This is a genomic window from Sphingorhabdus sp. Alg239-R122, assembly GCF_900537065.1.
Taxonomy (GTDB): Bacteria; Pseudomonadota; Alphaproteobacteria; order Sphingomonadales; family Sphingomonadaceae; genus Alg239-R122.
The window spans coordinates 1-16,904 of the sequence record NZ_UNRC01000003.1; the positions used below are offsets into that span (position 1 = coordinate 1).

The 16,904-nt window shown below is 51.6% G+C and carries 16 protein-coding genes; 9 read left to right on the top strand and 7 right to left on the bottom strand.

Annotated features, from left to right (window positions below; translation table 11 throughout):
• From fliP to G6Q15_RS03930, 4 genes are all read left to right on the top strand, one after another.
• Nucleotides 1–539 (top strand): flagellar type III secretion system pore protein FliP (gene fliP / locus G6Q15_RS03915; RefSeq protein ID WP_164115900.1); only part of this gene is annotated, 539 nt, incomplete at its 5' end.
• Complete coding sequence (locus G6Q15_RS03920; protein ID WP_164115902.1) at nucleotides 536–1,279, top strand: sigma-70 family RNA polymerase sigma factor; 744 nt, start codon at nucleotides 536–538, stop codon at nucleotides 1,277–1,279. The genes fliP and G6Q15_RS03920, both read left to right, overlap by 4 nt.
• Before the next feature lie 12 nt (nucleotides 1,280–1,291).
• Nucleotides 1,292–1,858 (top strand): hypothetical protein, encoded by a 567-nt coding sequence (locus G6Q15_RS03925; protein WP_164115904.1) that lies wholly within the window; start codon nucleotides 1,292–1,294, stop codon nucleotides 1,856–1,858.
• Between the two features lie 27 nt (nucleotides 1,859–1,885).
• Nucleotides 1,886–2,269 (top strand): hypothetical protein, encoded by a 384-nt coding sequence (locus G6Q15_RS03930; RefSeq protein WP_164115906.1) that lies wholly within the window; start codon nucleotides 1,886–1,888, stop codon nucleotides 2,267–2,269.
• 4 nt (nucleotides 2,270–2,273) lie between these two features.
• Here the strand turns inward: G6Q15_RS03930 and G6Q15_RS03935 are convergent, their stop codons facing one another.
• The 6 genes from G6Q15_RS03935 to G6Q15_RS12165 all read right to left on the bottom strand — a co-directional run bounded on the left by G6Q15_RS03935 (nucleotide 2,274) and on the right by G6Q15_RS12165 (nucleotide 7,942).
• On the bottom strand, nucleotides 2,274–3,422 hold the full coding sequence (locus tag G6Q15_RS03935; protein WP_164115908.1) for a tetratricopeptide repeat protein: 1,149 nt from the start codon (nucleotides 3,420–3,422) through the stop codon (nucleotides 2,274–2,276).
• Between the two features lie 104 nt (nucleotides 3,423–3,526).
• Nucleotides 3,527–5,557: a flagellar biosynthesis protein FlhA gene (locus tag G6Q15_RS03940; RefSeq protein ID WP_164115910.1), complete on the bottom strand. Its 2,031-nt coding sequence runs from the start codon at nucleotides 5,555–5,557 to the stop codon at nucleotides 3,527–3,529.
• A complete protein-coding gene (locus G6Q15_RS03945; protein ID WP_164115912.1) occupies nucleotides 5,547–6,647 on the bottom strand; it encodes an EscU/YscU/HrcU family type III secretion system export apparatus switch protein in 1,101 nt (366 codons plus the stop codon). Before G6Q15_RS03945 ends, G6Q15_RS03940 begins: the two co-directional genes overlap by 11 nt.
• Before the next feature lie 3 nt (nucleotides 6,648–6,650).
• Entirely contained in the window at nucleotides 6,651–7,409 is a 759-nt protein-coding gene (locus tag G6Q15_RS03950) for a flagellar biosynthetic protein FliR (protein ID WP_345940286.1), read from the bottom strand.
• 6 nt (nucleotides 7,410–7,415) lie between these two features.
• Complete coding sequence (locus G6Q15_RS03955) at nucleotides 7,416–7,688, bottom strand: flagellar biosynthetic protein FliQ (RefSeq protein WP_164115916.1); 273 nt, start codon at nucleotides 7,686–7,688, stop codon at nucleotides 7,416–7,418.
• A gap of 89 nt (nucleotides 7,689–7,777) precedes the next feature.
• Nucleotides 7,778–7,942 (bottom strand): hypothetical protein, encoded by a 165-nt coding sequence (locus tag G6Q15_RS12165; protein ID WP_205518080.1) that lies wholly within the window; start codon nucleotides 7,940–7,942, stop codon nucleotides 7,778–7,780.
• A 42-nt stretch (nucleotides 7,943–7,984) separates the two neighbouring features.
• On the opposite strand from G6Q15_RS12165, the gene G6Q15_RS03960 reads away from it, so the two are divergent.
• The 4 genes from G6Q15_RS03960 (at nucleotide 7,985) to G6Q15_RS03975 (ending at nucleotide 13,195) form a co-directional block, all read left to right on the top strand.
• Nucleotides 7,985–9,160: a DUF2235 domain-containing protein gene (locus G6Q15_RS03960; RefSeq protein WP_164115918.1), complete on the top strand. Its 1,176-nt coding sequence runs from the start codon at nucleotides 7,985–7,987 to the stop codon at nucleotides 9,158–9,160.
• Between the two features lie 88 nt (nucleotides 9,161–9,248).
• Nucleotides 9,249–10,667, top strand: coding sequence for an alkaline phosphatase (locus tag G6Q15_RS03965; protein WP_164115921.1), 1,419 nt, complete (start codon nucleotides 9,249–9,251; stop codon nucleotides 10,665–10,667).
• 156 nt (nucleotides 10,668–10,823) lie between these two features.
• On the top strand, nucleotides 10,824–12,002 hold the full coding sequence (locus G6Q15_RS03970; protein ID WP_164115923.1) for an alginate export family protein: 1,179 nt from the start codon (nucleotides 10,824–10,826) through the stop codon (nucleotides 12,000–12,002).
• Complete coding sequence (locus tag G6Q15_RS03975; protein ID WP_164115925.1) at nucleotides 12,002–13,195, top strand: NnrS family protein; 1,194 nt, start codon at nucleotides 12,002–12,004, stop codon at nucleotides 13,193–13,195. The genes G6Q15_RS03970 and G6Q15_RS03975 overlap by 1 nt, the downstream gene beginning before the upstream one ends.
• 3 nt (nucleotides 13,196–13,198) lie before the next feature.
• On the opposite strand, the gene G6Q15_RS03980 is transcribed toward G6Q15_RS03975, so the two are convergent.
• A complete protein-coding gene (locus tag G6Q15_RS03980; protein WP_164115927.1) occupies nucleotides 13,199–13,912 on the bottom strand; it encodes a cyclic nucleotide-binding domain-containing protein in 714 nt (237 codons plus the stop codon).
• A gap of 237 nt (nucleotides 13,913–14,149) precedes the next feature.
• Between G6Q15_RS03980 and G6Q15_RS03985 the strand changes: the two genes are divergently transcribed.
• Entirely contained in the window at nucleotides 14,150–16,894 is a 2,745-nt protein-coding gene (locus G6Q15_RS03985) for an MFS transporter (RefSeq protein ID WP_164115929.1), read from the top strand.
• Nucleotides 16,895–16,904: the final 10 nt, after the last annotated feature.

The window sequence follows — 16,904 nt, forward strand, 5'->3', positions numbered from 1 at the left end:
GGATAATCGTTGTGCTGGCTATGGTACGTCATGCATTCGGCATGCCTGAAACTCCGCCCAATCAGGTTTTGATTAGTTTGGCATTGTTCTTAACAATTTTTGCAATGTCCCCAACTTTCGAAGCACTTAATAAAGATGCGTTACAGCCGTATATTGCGGGTGAGGTTCAGCTTGAGCAGGCCATGGAGCAGGGAAGCGAACCACTGCGCGAGTTTATGTTGCGACAGGTGCGTGATGAGGACCTTGAAACCATCTACGCAATAGCAGGGGAGGACCTGCCCGGTAGTCCGGAAGAGGTTAGCTTACCGAAGCTGGTGCCTGCTTTTATTCTCAATGAATTGCGGGTTTCCTTCATGATCGGCTTCGTAATATTGCTACCATTCCTGCTGATTGACCTTATTGTTTCGAGCGTATTGCTCTCGCTTGGCATGATGATGGTACCACCTGCCACTATATCACTGCCCATCAAGGTCTTGATGTTTGTACTGATTGATGGCTGGGCGCTGGTGCTTGAAGGAGTGCTTGGCAGTTTCAGATGAAGGGAAGCATCAAAAAGAACGGTCTTGCCATTCTGCGTATCCAGAAATGGGTCGAAGCTATCTTGTGGCGAAAATTCATTAATGAAGGTGATGTGGGCGCAAAACAAGCGCTTTTCAGCATATATCAGTCATTGGCGAGGAAGATAGCCAAGGAGCAATATTTTAAACGTTTGCGGCAGAATGTTGAGCGCATCGAAATAGAACAATTGGCCTATGAGGGACTGTTGGAAGCCATTGGCAAGTTTGATCCGCGTCGCAGTGGTCATTTCAAAGGGTATGCAAGGCGGCGTATAGCAGGCAATATTGCCGATGGGATTGCGGCGATAAGTGAAGTTAACAGGCAAATTCGAACGCGGCATAAGATCGAACAGGAGCGGCTTAGGTCGATTTCTCTTGCTCAAAAAGGGCAGGACGAAACGGCGCTTGAACAGCTTGCGAAACTGGCAACAGGCCTTGCTTTTGGATTGATGCTTGAGGGCACATGTTTTTATGGTGATGATACTGAAGACGAACGGCAGCCCAATGCTTATGACAGTCTGGTATGGAAAGAAGCTATCCAGCGTCTTGAAACTGAAGTGGAAAAGCTACCAGAGAAACAGGCTGTTATATTAAAACAGTATTATGGCCATGGCGTAAAATTCAGCCAGATTGCTGAGCTGATGGGATTGAGCAAGGGACGGATTTCGCAATTGCATGGCGAAGCCTTGCAGTCGCTACGCAAAAGGCTGGGAAGATTTTAGAAGGGAAACGAGATGAACGAATTGTGCAGCGAAGAGGAAATTACGCAGCTTTTGCAAGCTGTGCAGTCCGATAATGGCAATGATGTGGCAGCCATAGATACATTGCTGGAGGAATATCCCCAGGATCCGCGGCTGCATTTCCTGCGCGGCTCAGTGCTGGCTAGCGGAAATCGGCTGGTTGAGGCTTATGAGTCCATGCAGCAAGCAGTGGAAATAGCGCCGGACTTTGTGATTGCGCGTTTCCAGCTGGGCTTTTTCGAACTGTCGTCCGGTAATGCGCAAAGTGCCATGGGAAACTGGAAGCCTTTGGAGGATCTGCCGGAAGACCATTACATAAGGCGGTTTGTGCGCGGACTGGTGCACATGATCCATGATGAATTTGACAGCGCAATAACGGAACTGCGCCAGGGTATCGCCCTGAACCAGGAGAATCCGCCTCTCAACCATGATATGCAGTTGATTATCGATAAAACCGCTGATTTGGCGTCTTCAGCAGAGCAGGGTTCAAAAAGCGAACAGGCTATATCCTCTACTTCCGCATTGTTGAACCAGTTCCCCGGGCCGAAGACTAAGCATTAGGATACCAGCAATTATGCGAGTGATATTATGACCCGGATCAACAATGTTGATCAACTTGTGCTTATCCTGCGTGAGAAGCTGGAGGCCGCCTCACGCCTGAAAAAGAGCGGAAAGAGCAGTAAAGCAAGACGCGCAGCGGCGCCAACAAATACACGGGATGTTGATATCGTACAGGACTTGCTGGGGTCCGGAAACTTTACCGAAAATGATGTCCAGCATGCATTGATTCAAGGCATATTGTCTCAGGAGTTTGGGGATCGACTAGTCAATGATGCAAAGTTTCAGCAGATCGTAAGCCAGGTAGTTGCAATAATTAATCGTGACCCTGAACTGCGCGGCCTATTTGCTGAGGCAACAAGAGAATTAGGTGAGGGGGGTAAAGGTTTAGGCCTGGAACAGGAAAACAGGTAGCAAGTTAACTTTTCGGCGCATTTTTAATGCCTGTGTTCATGCTCATCAGTGCTTCACCCATTGTACGGCCATTTGCATCAATAGGCGTGTTCATGGCGATTTTTACGATGCGGTCTGCCGCCGCCTCATTGCCTTTCGAGCGTTCGATCAAACTTTTTGCCAGTGCGGCAGAGAAGCACTGTCGATCAAGCCGGAGTGCAGTTTCACACAATTTGACCGCTTCCTCCATATTGCCCTCCACGACATTGATGACTGCCAATGAACCTTGGCTTTCGGCAAATGTCGGGTCGACTGCCATCGCGGTTTCGAAACGTGCTCGGCTTGTTTGATAATCGCCTTGCACGAAATAAGCCCAGCCTGCAGCAATCCATGAACCGAGATGGTCGCCGAATATTTCAGCTCCCTTGTCGATATCGCTTGCCGCCTTGCTGTTATTGCCGCGAACCATCTCTGCCATACCGCGGCCGAGCCATGCGCGCGGATTTTCGGGCTGCTGCTCAAGCGCTGTGTTGAAATGTTCGAGCGCACTGCTGGGGTCGCTGTCTGCGAGTGCGAGGGTTCCCAGTGTAGTGATGGCATCCGGTATGGTTTCGGCCTTCGCAGCAGCTTTGCGCGCCAGATCAATATCTTCAACATCCAGGGCCAAGACGGAGATGGCGGCCATCAGGCCAGGATCTTCCGGATGGATATCTGCCAGCATCTTTGCTTCTTCCATGGCCTTGTCAAAATGACCCGCACTATGCATCAGCCGAACACGTAATGCTGCCGCCTGCGGCAACTGCTCTGCCGTTTCGGTGTTGATCATTTCCAGCGCGTCGTCACCTTTGTTCAAAACTGCGTATGACCAGGCTAGATTGAAACGTATGTCTGGGTTGTTGTGACCATCCTGAATCAATTGCTGGAATCTTTCAGCAGCCTTTTCATGCTTACCCTGCTGTATGGCAATAATACCAAACAGATTGCGGATTGCTGGCGGCGGCGTTTCTATTTGGGCATAACGTTCGCCAAGTCGCTCTGCCGCATCCAGTTCTCCTGATGCAATGGCGGCCTCGATAGCGTCTGATAGCAATGCGGTGTTTTCCGGGTCTTGCTCTAACCAGCCCAATAGCCGTGGGAGTGCGTCTTCGCCTTTTTGTCCATTATTGTCTGGCATTATAGAATTTCCCGGTCTGTGAGGCTTTTCGCCTGTTATTTAATTATGCGCCCTTGCACCTGTAAAGAAAACCTTTTTCGGTAATTGTCTGCTTATGTGGGTTACTATCCTTCGGCTTTGATTACATCATATGAGGTGAGGTTTATGTTCAGCGGGATTTCGTTCACTGATAAAATGGCGAGTTTTGGTACGCTGCGCCTGGTCAGGTTGTGCATGTGACGCCTGAGTTCTGCGCCGCACAATAATACCGGATGACGTCCCTGTTTAACCATTTCGTCGGACATTTTTGAGAGTGTCCGAATAATATGTTCAGCAAGTTCCGGTTCGATGACAACAGGGTTGTTACCATCATTCGTGCTCACACCCGACATGATCTGGTTTTCAATTCTTGGATCAAGACTTAGAACGGCCAGATCATCATGTGTACCACGCAGGTTTTGGCAAATAGCATGCTTTAAACGTTGCCGTACTGTTTCGGTAAGCGTTGCAGTATCCTTGATATGCCGCCCGGCATCCACCAAAGTTTCACAAATAAGGTCAACATTAGCGATTGATACATTTTCCGCGAGCAGGTTCTGAAGGACTCTCTGTATATCAGCCACTGACATGATGTTGGGGACCAGATCTTCAATTAGGCCGGGTTGCCTTGTACGCACTCCATCAAGCATCTGCACTATATCGTTACGGGTAAACAGGTATTCGGTACCACTTTTGATGACTTCGCTCAAATGCGTGACGAATACTGTCAACGGATCGATAAGTGTATATCCTTCGGACTTTGCGTGTTCCGAATGCTCGTTTTCGATCCATATGGCTGGTAAGCCGAAGGCGGGATCAGTTGTTTCAATTCCGCTAAGCCTATGGCGTGAGATATCGCTGCGGACAGCAAGTGTCATTTCAGGGAAAATATCTGCTTTTCCATGACTTGTCCCGAATATTGCAATGTTGTACTGATTTGTGCCAAGCGCTGTGTCATCCCGGAATTTTACGGCAGGGAAACGGTATCCATTGGCCTGCAGGCGACTTTTGCGAAGACTTGCAATGCGTTCGAAAATTACTGGTTCTTTGGGTTTCCATTTTTCGGCAAGCTCACCGCCTAGCGTAACTTCAATAGGGGCCGGCATGGAACTGGCATGACTTTCTTCGTCTGCCTCATCGGTGGCAAACTTGTCATCCCCGGGAACAGGCGGCCTGTTTTTCAGTGATATCCATACAAATAGAGCAAATGCGACTATTATAAAAATTGGCCATTTAGGCATGCCCGGCAGCAGCAGCAGGATGAGTAACGAGCAGGTTACGATCAATGGGATACGAGGTACGGAGGCAAGTTGTTTCAGCACTTCGGTGCTAAGCTCCCTGTCGGCAGAAGAGCGGGTTACGATAATGCCAGTCGCCACTGAAATAATCAGTGCGGGCAATTGTGTTGCAATCCCGTCGCCAATTGTCAGCAATGTGAAATGTTGCAAGGCATCAAGCCAGGTCATACCCATCTGCACCACACCCACGATCCAGCCTGCAATAATGTCAATGAGCAAAATGATGATGCCGGCGATGGCATCACCTTTCACAAATTTGCTGGCGCCGTCCATCGAGCCATAAAAGGACGCTTCCTTTTCAAGTTCTTTCCGCCGGGCTGCAGCTTCATGCTGGTCGATAAGGCCCATGTTGAGGTCGGCATCGATACTCATTTGCTGACCCGGCATGGAATCAAGCGTGAAGCGTGCAGCAACTTCTGATACACGCTGCGCGCCTGATGTAATTACAACATATTGCACAACAACCAATATGAAGAATACGACAAGACCAATCACGAAGTTACCTTGGACAGCATAGTCGCCAATAGCGCCGATAACCTCACCTGCATCACCCCCTGTAAGGATGAGCCGGGTCGCGGCGACATTGAGTGAAAGCCGGTATAATGTGGCCACGAGAAGCAGGGAAGGGAAGGTCGAAAACTCGACTGGTTTTGCGACGTAAAATGTCAGCAATAATATAGTGAGACCCAGGCCAAAGTTCACGATAATCGCAAAGTCCAGCAGGAATGGTGGAATTGGTGAAAACAAGATCAGCAGGATTAATATGGTCCCGATGACCAGGAATAAATCCTTGCCGTTTGAAGAAAGTTTATCCAGCATGGTTTACCTGCCCTTGCCGATGTGCCTCATCACCCTGTGCGAGTTGCCGTATCTGTATGTATATGTCTGCAACTTCGTGGAAAAGAGCATCAGGTATTTCATACCCTACGCGGCCACCGTCATATAATGCGCGGGCGAGCTTCCGGTTTTCGATGACTGTTATCCCATGCAGGAGGGCTTTTCTTTTTATCATGAGGGCAAAATTGTTCCGTCCCTTTGCCAGAATCTGTGGGGCATTCATGATTTCCGCTTTATAGCTAAGGGCAATGGCGTAGTGATGCGGATTTGTGATGATAACGTCAGAACCTGCAACACCGCCCATGCTTTCGCTTTGCTGTGCAAATTCCTTGTGCAGTTGCTTGCGTTTCTGCTTGAGCCGGGCATCACCTTCGCGGTCACGCGTTTCGCGTTTGACCTCGCGGCCTGACATACGCATCTGCTTGTGATATTCCTTGCGTACGATTATCTGGTCGATAACCATGAAAATAAAGGCAAGGCCCATAAAGACAAGCAGCAGGCGAAACCCGGTCAGCAGCATGATGCTGGCCAGTTTTTTCGCATCGCTTGCGGCGGCACCGTAATTATCAATGCTATAATGGATGAACAGATATGCAGACCCCGAATAGGCAGCCAGCTTGATGACATTTTTCAAGGTTTCCTTAAGCATTTTCAGTGAAAATACGCGCTTGAATCCTTTAGCCGGGTTCATACGGCTGAAATCTGGTTTCAGCGGATGTGTGGAGAAAATAAAACCACGCAACTGCAGCATTTCAAAGAAAATGATGATGACAACGGCAATGCCCATTAGCAGTAGCAGGGGGTAGAATGCGGGCCATAGTTTTGCAGCTGATAAAGCAAGTATTTCGGAGCTTGTCGTAGCGCTATTGACCTCTATCGCCACTGACTTACGCATAATGCCAATCATATTTTGGGCTGCCATCGCACCGAATATGCTGATGAAAGCACAAAGCGCGGCAAGCACCGATAGAAAACCCAAATCCATGCCGCGTGCGACTGTTCCCTTTTCTCGGGCCTTGCGCAATTTGAACGGAGTTGGTTCTTCGGTTTTATCCTGATCTGAATCTTCCATAAGTTACAGCAACCTCGGAATGATATCGAGCGTAGTGCGCATGATCTGCAGAAAAAGAGCAGATGAAACTGCAAAGGCTATAGGCAGGAATAAAAGAAGCATCATTGCTTTCGCCTGAAAACCGAGCAACAGGACATGCATTTGGGGCAATGTTCGCGACATGGCTGCGATGGTGATATCGGTAAGGAAAAGAGCCAGCATCGGAATGGCGGCTATCCCGAAAGCGAGCAGGAAGGTAATCGATATATGTGAAAAGAGCGGTAGTAGACTGGATGGTCCTTGCGCTACTCCAAGTGGAATATTTTCCACCGAAGCAGACCATATGGCGATCAATTCTGCAGGCCCCTCCATAGCAAAGAAAATAGCCGCCGCCGCATAGGCGAATAATGTGCCGACAAGAGGCGTGCGTGCCCGCGTTGTCGGGTCCACAAGAAGCGCCAGACCAAATCCGGCTTGCACATCAAGTGTCCTTCCCGCCGTATATAGCGCGGCAAAGGCGATCTGAAATGCAAGCACGATTGTCAGCCCTAGCAGCAATTCCATGGATGCAATTTGTACCAAACCCTTTTCGGCAAGATTGAGCAGATAGGTCTGTTCAGGATAACTGGTCACCAACCATGCAGTCAGGCCAAGGCCGAATAGCACGCGTATTACCGCTGGTACGCGGATCAGAGTGAAAGGTGGTGCAAAGGCAAAGACAGGAGCAATTCGCAAGCTCAATAGCAGTATTGCCATTATCCAATTTGCAAATTCGTTGGACATATTTGCTTAATTGCCACCAATGCTGGGAATGGTCAGATAAAGTGATGTGGCGAAATGTGTAATGCTGTTTATCATCCACGGACCAAATGCGATGAGCAGGAAGGCTGTAATCATCAATTTGGGTACAAAACTGAGCGTCATTTCCTGAATTTGCGTTGCAACCTGAAAAACACTGACCAGCAGCCCAACTACCAGAATAGCAACCAGAACTGGTCCAGCGACCATCATCGCCTGCCACAACATTTCATTAATATAGTTTAGAGCTCTATCCGCGCCCAAAACATTGCCCCTTGTGAAAAAATGGCAAACGCGGCGTGCCGCTATGCTAGGAATATATAGAGCATCTTTTCAGTGATATAGAGTCGCTGTCAAGGTGAAACCGTTCGCAATTTACCTTTAAGCTGACCTGCTTGTCCGTAGCGGACAAATTTCAAGCCAAATCCATTTCGATATAGCTTGCAGTTTTGGGTGTTGCTGAGCCTGGATTCCGGTTTTGCCGCATTTTGCGCTACAATCGCTGTGCTATCAGGCATGCCAAGTGCAAGGCTGCATGATGCCTTAATATCGGGGGAAATATGCCAAAGAATATTGTGATTTGTCTGGACGGAACGGGCAACCAGATCGAAGAGAATATCTCCAATGTACTGAAGCTTTACCGGGCAGTCGATAAGAGCAGCGAGCAGCTTGTGTTTTATGACCAGGGGGTGGGAACGCTCGGTCGCATCTACACCTGGGGCTGGTTGAAACAGAAGCTGAAAAACGGGCTGGGCCTGGCCTTTGGGTTGGGGCTCGATCGCAATGTGCTCAAGGCCTATGAGTTTATTGTCCAGAACTATGAGGACTATGACAATATCTATATTTTCGGTTTCAGCCGGGGCGCGCATACTGCCCGCGTATTAGCCGGGATGATATATGAAGTGGGCATATTGCGCGCGCACCAGATACATTTGAGCGGCGCGGCGCTGACTGCTTATAAACAGGCACCAAGGGCACGCCATGACATCGGCGAAGCGATTGGTGAGGATGTGTATGAAGGCGAAGGCGCAAATTTCCGCCGCGTGGCGCAGCCGCGCACGGCGGCCGTCCGCTTTTTGGGGTTATGGGACACAGTCAGCTCTGTTTTTGTGCCTAATGTTAAAACATATTTTCCGCCGATCGTGCGGGAGGACCTGCCCCATACCAAATATAATCCGGCAGTACGTATGTTCCGGCAGGCAGCGTCGATTGATGAGCGGCGGCGGATGTTCCGGCTGGATGGATGGGAGGAGGGGCAACCTTTCAAACCCAATATACATTCACTGGGCGAACCGGATGCGCAGGATGCGCGGCAAGTCTGGTTTGCCGGATATCATAGCGATGTTGGTGGCGGACATAAGCGCGCCGAAAGCGGCACTTCCCAATTCCCGCTGATCTGGATGATCAGTGAAGCGGAGAAGGCAGGGCTCAGGGTATTTGGCCGCATGGCCCGTTATGTGAGCGGCATTGAGCCCTATAGCGACACGACGCGCTATCTGTATCCGGAGCCAGACCCGGCCGGGAAGTTGCATCCCTCGCTCAAGGGGTTTTGGTGCCTGCTTGAGGTTATTCCCAAACGCAATAGGCGCAGCGAATGGCCGGAACGCAGAAATAGGTGGGGTGTATATCTGCCGCTCGGCGAACGCCGCTATATAGCGGCGGATGCCAACATTCATTCCAGTGTGTATGACAGGATTAAACTATGCCCGGACTATGATCCACCAAACCTGCCGTGAAAAACCGGCGTGAACAGTAACGTTGCTGTTGGGTTGGAAAAGGATAGCTGATAGTGCGGGAATATCGAGGTAAAACGGAGAGAAACCCATGACCAGATTCGCCCCTTCCATCCTTGCAATATCTGCCCTGTTTCTACCGCTTACAGCCTGCACAGACGGTTCTCAGCGACCTGTTGCGGCTGTTTCGACGGTAACGCCAGATACCCCTGCTAAAGCGAAGAATATCATATTGTTTATCGGTGATGGCATGGGTATCTCAACGGTCACTGCGGCGCGCATCTATGAGGGGCAGCAGCGCGGAGAGACCGGTGAAGAGAATTATCTGTCGTTCGAACGGTTTCCCAATGTCGCGCTGGTCAAGACTTATAATACTAACCAACAGGTGCCCGACAGCGCCGGCACGGCAACGGCAATCAACACCGGGGTGAAAACACGCGCGGGTGTTATTGGCACCGGGCCGGTTTCCCGGCGCGGCGATTGTGCCGCATCACAGAATGAAAAACTGCCATCACTTGCGGGGCAGGCAAAAGCGCGCGGCCTTGCGGTTGGTATTGTCAGCACGGCGCGCCTTACACATGCTACACCTGCAGCCGTATATGCGCACAGCCCGGAGCGGGAGTGGGAGGCGGATAGCAACCTGCCCGAAGCTGCCGTAACACAAGGATGCCGCGATATTGCCGCGCAGCTCATGGAATTCCCGTTTGATGTCGCACTAGGTGGTGGTCGCCGGAATTTCCTGGGCCAGGCTGAAGGCGGGCGGCGCAATGCGGCCTCGGCCAATCTGGGGCAGCAATGGGCCGCACGGACAGGCGGCAGCTATGTTGAGGATATGACAGCAATGAATGCCGCAGCGCAGGATAAACCGGTACTCGGTCTGTTTTCATCCAGCCATATGACTTATATGCTGGATCGCGGCCGTGACAGCGGTGAACCGACACTGACCGACATGACAGGGGCGGCGCTGCAACGCGTATCGCGCGATGACGATGGATATTTCCTGATGGTTGAAGGCGGGCGCATCGACCATGGCCATCATGATGGCAAGGCAGGATATGCACTGGAAGAGGCACGTGAGTTTGCACGGGCCGTTGCTTATGCTGCGGCAAATACAGATCCGGAAGAAACACTCATATTGGTAACTGCTGACCATAGCCATGTGTTTACAATCGCCGGTTATCCTACGCGTGGTAACCCTATACTCGGGCTTGCCATGGGCAATGATGACAGTGGTGAGCCAACGGGGAAACCGGTATTAGCTGCGGACAATCTGCCTTATACCACCCTGGGCTATGCGAATGGACCAGGAGCGATAAATGGCAAGCGCACGATGCCCGAAACCGGACCAAAGGCAAAGCAGCAGGCAGCCATTCCCGGTCCTTATGAAACGCATGGCGGTGAAGATGTGGCACTCTATGTAAAAGGCCCCGGTGCGGCAAAAGCGCGGGGCGTTATCGAGCAGAATTATATCTATAATATCATGCGTACGGCACTGGGTTGGCCTGATTGACCTGAACCATAATTGATATATGTCATTTGTTTGATATATATCAATGATAACTCAGGGGCTCTGTTCTAGCCACTCTCGAAGATAGTTCTCGAAAGTGGTCAAATGGCACACAAGTCTCTCAAATTTCTATTGTCTGTCGCGGCGGCGATTCCATGTATGTTATCATCTTATGCAGTCGCTGCAGATGATAAAGCTGCAGAAAACGACCTGTTCATTGATCCATATGTCGATATACGCTACCGGCTGGAAACGGTGGATCAGGACGGTCTGCCGCGTGATGCGACCGCTTCGACGGTGCGCGTCAAGGCTGGCTTTGAAACCGATGAATGGCAAGGTTTTAGCCTGAAAGTCGAAGGCGAGGCCATTGCCAATGTCGGTGCAGAAAAGTTCAATGATACACTGAACGGCAAAACACAATTTCCGGTTGTAGCTGATCCTGAAGATATCGCTCTCAATCAGGCCTATGTGCGCTGGCGGCATGATAATACTGTCGATTTGCGCGCCGGGCGTCAGGTGATTAATTTTGATAACCAGCGCTGGGTTGGTTCGGTTGGTTGGCGGCAGAATGACCAGACGTTCGATGCCGTGGTCGGGACAGTAAATTCGCCGGGCGGGCCATCTGTAACCTATGGCTATAGCTGGCGCACCAACCGCATTTTTGGACCGGATTCTCCGCGCGGTACATTTCGCGATAATGATATGCATTTTGTACGGGCGGGTTATAATGTGCCGGTCGCCGGCAATGTCACGGCCTATGCCTATCTGTTCGACGTGCCCGATGCGCCGGGGGCATCCTCGCAGACATTCGGCGTGCGCCTGTCGGGTAAACAGGGTCTGGGCGGGGCCAAACTGCTTTATGCCGCTGAATATGCCCGACAGTCCGATTATGGCAATAACCCGGCGCGCTTTGGTCATGATTATCTGTTGCTCGAACCCGGCATTGCGGCGGGCCCAGTGACGGTAAAATTCGGATATGAAAAACTGGAAGGCGATGGCGTAACAGCACTCAGGACGCCGTTTGCAACGCTGCATGCCTTTAATGGCTGGGCGGACAAGTTTTTGTCCACGCCCGCCAATGGACTGCGCGATATATATGGCGATGTCACGCTAAAACCCGCGAGCCCGAAATGGCTGAAAGGTACGGTATTCAGAGCCGTCTATCATGACTTTAAATCCACCCGTGGCGATCTGAATTATGGCCAGGAATGGGATTTCCTGATCGCGCGTAAAGTTGGCAAGCATGTATCGCTGTCACTCAAATATGCGGATTATGACAGCGATGGCTTTGCTACCGATACGCAAAAATTCTGGTTTACCACGCAGCTGAAGTTCTAGTGCGGAAAGGGGAGCGTTCTGCACCAGGCGAAAAGCGCCGGGCCTATAACGGGCCGGCGCTTTTTAGCCACGGCTTTCGTCCCTTCTTCTTTTGCGCGGCATTATTCGCTGGCCTGGCTATACCCGCATGGATGGCGGCGTTTTCGCATGGTTACGGCATTGGTACGGGCGGAAATGCGCTGACCTGGCATATACATGAAATGATCTATGGTTATCTGGCGGCCGCAATTGCCGGTTTTGTGATGACGGCCATTCCCAACTGGACCGGGCGACTGCCGGTGATGGGACTGCCGCTAGCTTTGCTGGTTTTGCTTTGGCTCGCGGGACGCATGCTGATGTTCGGCAGCGATTATGGAATGGTAACCCCGATCGTGGACAGTCTGTTTTTGGTGATTGTGGCAGGTTTTGCCTGGCGCGAAATATTGGCCGGTAAAAACAAGCGCAATCTGCCCATATGCCTGCTGCTCAGCCTGTTTGCGCTTAGCAATGTCCTGTTTCATTTTGAGGAGGCGCTGGGGCTCCCTTATCAGACCGGCATGCGGCTGGGTATCACTGTGGTGACAGTGCTGATGATGCTGATTGGCGGGCGGATTATCCCTTCCTTCACCACGAACTGGATGCGTAAACAGGGTATATTGCCTGAGCCCGCACCGTTTGGGGGCTATGACAAAATCGCAATGCTGGTGGCGGCGCTGACACTGGTCGGTTGGGTTATCGCGCCCAATGCTGCACTGGTCGGTTATGGATTGGTGGCTGTCGCTATAATGCACTTTGTACGGCTGCGGCGCTGGCGTGGTTGGCAGACGGCCCGCGATCCACTCATGCTGGTGCTGCACATTGCTTATGCATGGATACCGGCGGCTTTCCTGCTGATGGGACTTGCGATATTGCGGCCTGAAGCGCTGACAGCCGCACATGCCATGCACGCATTGACAGCGGGTGCGGCCGGACAGCTTACTCTGGCCATTATGACGCGAGCCAGTCTGGGCCATGGCGGGCGTGAATTGCGGGCCGGTGCGGGTACAATAGCGATCTATATACTCGCATTTACCGGTGCCTTACTTCGGATGATATTCCCTTTTACGGGTATGGGCTACGCGCTTGGTATGTCCATCGCGGGCATCGTGTGGGCCAGCGCATTTTTGCTGTTTGCAATATTATATGCCCCGCTGTTTTTCACCAAACGCCGGTAAAGCCTAGCGGCTGCTGAGGCCTATTTCTGGATCATCGATGAGCGCGTTGGGCTTTGCGAAAGCAGCCAGTGCATCCGGCTTGTCAATATGCACCACCGGCCCCTGAATGCGTACGCCATGCGGATTGAGCGCGCCAAAGGAACGCGACAGGTTTTCCGGAGTCATACTGAGCAGGGCGGCAATGGTCCGTTTGTCGGCAGGCAGGGTAAAGCTGGACGCGTGATCATGGCTTGCAGCGAGGCGGAGCAAGTAATTGGCGAGCCGCTCGGTTGCCGGGCGCAGTTTCGCTTCCTTGTGCATTTTCACAAGCTGCCGGTAAGCCTTTGACAATTCGTTCGCGATGGCCACGGCGAACATCTTGTCTTCGGCAAAATGCCGCTTGATATGTTCGGCCGGTATCATCAGCAGCCGTGACGGCGTTAATGTACGCGCTGACATCAGGCACACCGCATCGCTCAGCACCGCCGCCAGAATGAAGGCGGATGTCGGTTCGATGATGGCCATGCTGGTTTCGCGGCCATTGTTGCAGGCAAATAATTCGACCGAACCTTCCACCAGAATATAGAGGAAATCGGCACTGTCACCTTCATGTATAAGCTGCACCTGCGGGGGAAAATGCTGCAGGAGCGCGGCCGATACAAGCTCTTCGAAATTGCTGTCCTCTACCCCGGCGAACAGGGGCAGGTCACGGACTGCCGGCATATCTTGTGCACGCATCGAAAACCCCCTGATTCGCTATATATACATATCACCTATTTAATTGATAAATATCAAGCATAACTTTGCTATACGCTAAATATGTGCGCGGAATAGAACAAACAACAGGGCGACCTTTTTCCTAAATACGGGGCTTTTCCTTTGATTTGACATAAATCAAGGTTGCTCCACAGCCTAGCGTGAAACCTGATCCAGAAATTGGGGTGAACACCCCGAATGACAAGGGAGTCAGGGGAAATGCAAGACGCAGCAGTGGCAAGTTCGGGCCAGCAATACAAAGCACTGGGGATGAGCACGTTCGCCTTCACCACCTGCTTTGCCGTCTGGACAATTTTTTCGATCATCGGGATCAAGATCAAGGCCGATCTGGGCCTGTCTGACACACAATTTGGTTTGCTCGTCGGCACGCCTATTTTGACCGGCTCCCTATCACGCATTTTTCTGGGCATTTGGGCTGATCAATATGGCGGGCGGCTGGTTCTCACGCTGACCATGTTGTGTGCGGCGATCGCAACATTCCTGCTCTCCATGGCTACGAGCTACCCGGTAATGTTGCTTGCAGCCCTTGGTGTAGGTTTGGCGGGCGGCAGTTTTGCCGTTGGTATCGCCTATGTTTCCACATGGTATCCCAAAGAAAAGCAGGGCACAGCTTTGGGGATATTTGGGGTTGGTAACGTCGGTGCCGCGATCACAAGTTTTGTAGCGCCTTTGGTGTTGGTAGCATTTGGCTGGACGACTGTGGCTCAGGTTTGGGCGGCGGTCCTGGCGGCAGTGGCGGTGTTCTTCTGGCTTTCTACAGAAGATGATCCAGTGCTTAAGGCACGGCGTCAGAGCGGCGAAAAACCGCGTTCGGCGTTAATGCAGCTGGAGCCGCTTAAAAATCAGCAGGTCTGGCGGTTTGCGCTCTACTATTTCTTCGTATTCGGGGCATTTGTTGCCCTTGCCTTGTGGCTCCCCCACTATCTGATTGATGTTTACAAACTGGACATCAAAACGGCGGGTATGATTGCTGTGGCTTATTCGGTTCCGGCCAGTTTATTTCGCGCCTATGGTGGTCATCTGTCGGACAAATATGGCGCGCGCAAGGTGATGTATGCGACCTTTGGCGTGTCGCTCATCTGCCTGTTCATGCTTTCCTACCCTGAAACCGATTATATCATTCACGGTATCGAAGGACCGATTGCCTTTTCCACTTCGATGGGTTTGGTCCCGTTCGTTATTGCGATTTTCATCCTCGGTTTCTTTATGTCGCTGGGCAAAGCTGCAGTTTACAAGCATATCCCTGTCTATTACCCGGGCAATGTTGGATCGGTCGGCGGTCTGGTCGGGATGATTGGCGGCCTGGGTGGTTTCTTTCTTCCCATCGCGTTTGGCGCGATGAATGACCTTACCGGCATTTGGACCAGCTGCTTCATGCTGTTGTTTTTCCTGGTCGCCGTTGCGCTTGCCTGGATGCATTTTTCGGTGCGCCAGATGGAACAGAGAGCGGTCGGAACACAATTGTCCGAACTGCCTGAATTCCCTGAAATGCAGGATATTCAGGATAGTACCATCCACAAGGAGACCCATGCTCCCTCTAAGCTGCTTGAAACCTGGGAGCCTGAAGATGAGGAATTCTGGGCCGATAAAGGCGCAAAGATTGCGCAGCGCAATTTGTGGATTTCCATTCCCTGTTTGCTGCTGGCCTTTTCGGTCTGGATGGTCTGGTCAGTGGTGGTCGCAAAACTGCCCGTTATCGGCTTTGATTATTCGACCGATCAACTCTTCTGGCTGGCCGCCTTGCCGGGGCTTTCAGGGGCAACCTTAAGAATATTTTATAGCTTTATGGTGCCAATTTTCGGTGGCAGGCTATGGACAACTTTAACGACACTTTCATTGCTTATTCCAGCCTTCGGTATCGGCTATGCGGTACAGAATCCGCAAACACCCTATTTCATTTTCCTGATACTCTCGCTGCTCTGCGGTTTTGGCGGCGGCAATTTTGCCTCCTCCATGGCGAATATCAGCTTCTTTTTCCCGAAACGGCAAAAGGGTAATGCGCTGGCACTCAATGCTGGCCTTGGCAATGCGGGCGTATCGGTCATGCAGTTTCTGGTGCCGATCGTCATTACCGCCGGTGTTTTCGGCTTTATGGGCGGCGAACCGCAAGCCACTTCGGATGGTGGCTCACTGTGGATCCAAAATGCCGGCTTTATCTGGGTACCGTTTATCCTGATCAGCGCAGCACTTGCGTGGTTTGGTATGAATGATATCGCTTCAGCCAAGGCAAGCTTTGCCGATCAGGCGGTGATTTTTCAGCGCAAGCATAACTGGATCATGTGTTTCCTGTATACTGGCACCTTCGGGTCTTTCATCGGCTATTCGGCCGGCTTCCCGCTCTTGTCGAAAATCGCGTTTCCAGATGTGGATTCACTCAAATATGTGTTCCTTGGCCCTCTTGTCGGTGCGATATCGCGTGCGGCGACCGGCTGGATATCTGACAAATGGGGCGGCGGCCGCGTTACATTCTGGACGTTCCTCCTGATGATCGCGGCAGTGGCCGGTGTGCTCTACTTCCTGGGCATCAAGGACCAGCCAGGCGCATTCTGGGGTTTCTTCGCAATGTTCATGCTGCTCTTCTTTGCAACGGGGGTGGGCAATGCTTCGACCTTCCAGATGATCCCGATCATAATGCGCAAGGAAATCGGGCGGCTCATGCCTAGACTACCTGCGAATGAGCAGCTGCGCAATGCAGAGAAAGAATCTGCGGCGATTATCGGCTTTACCTCGGCAATCGCAGCCTATGGCGCGTTCTTCATCCCGAAATCATACGGAACGTCGATTTCGATGACGGGCGCACCCAATGCGGCGCTTTGGGGTTTCCTGATCTTCTACGCCGCCTGCGCTGCCATGACTTGGTTTGTTTATACCCGCCAAGGCGGCCTGCTCCACGACATTGAACGCGGACGTGAAGCTGCATCTCCTATCCCGACAACAGCATAATATGAGGACC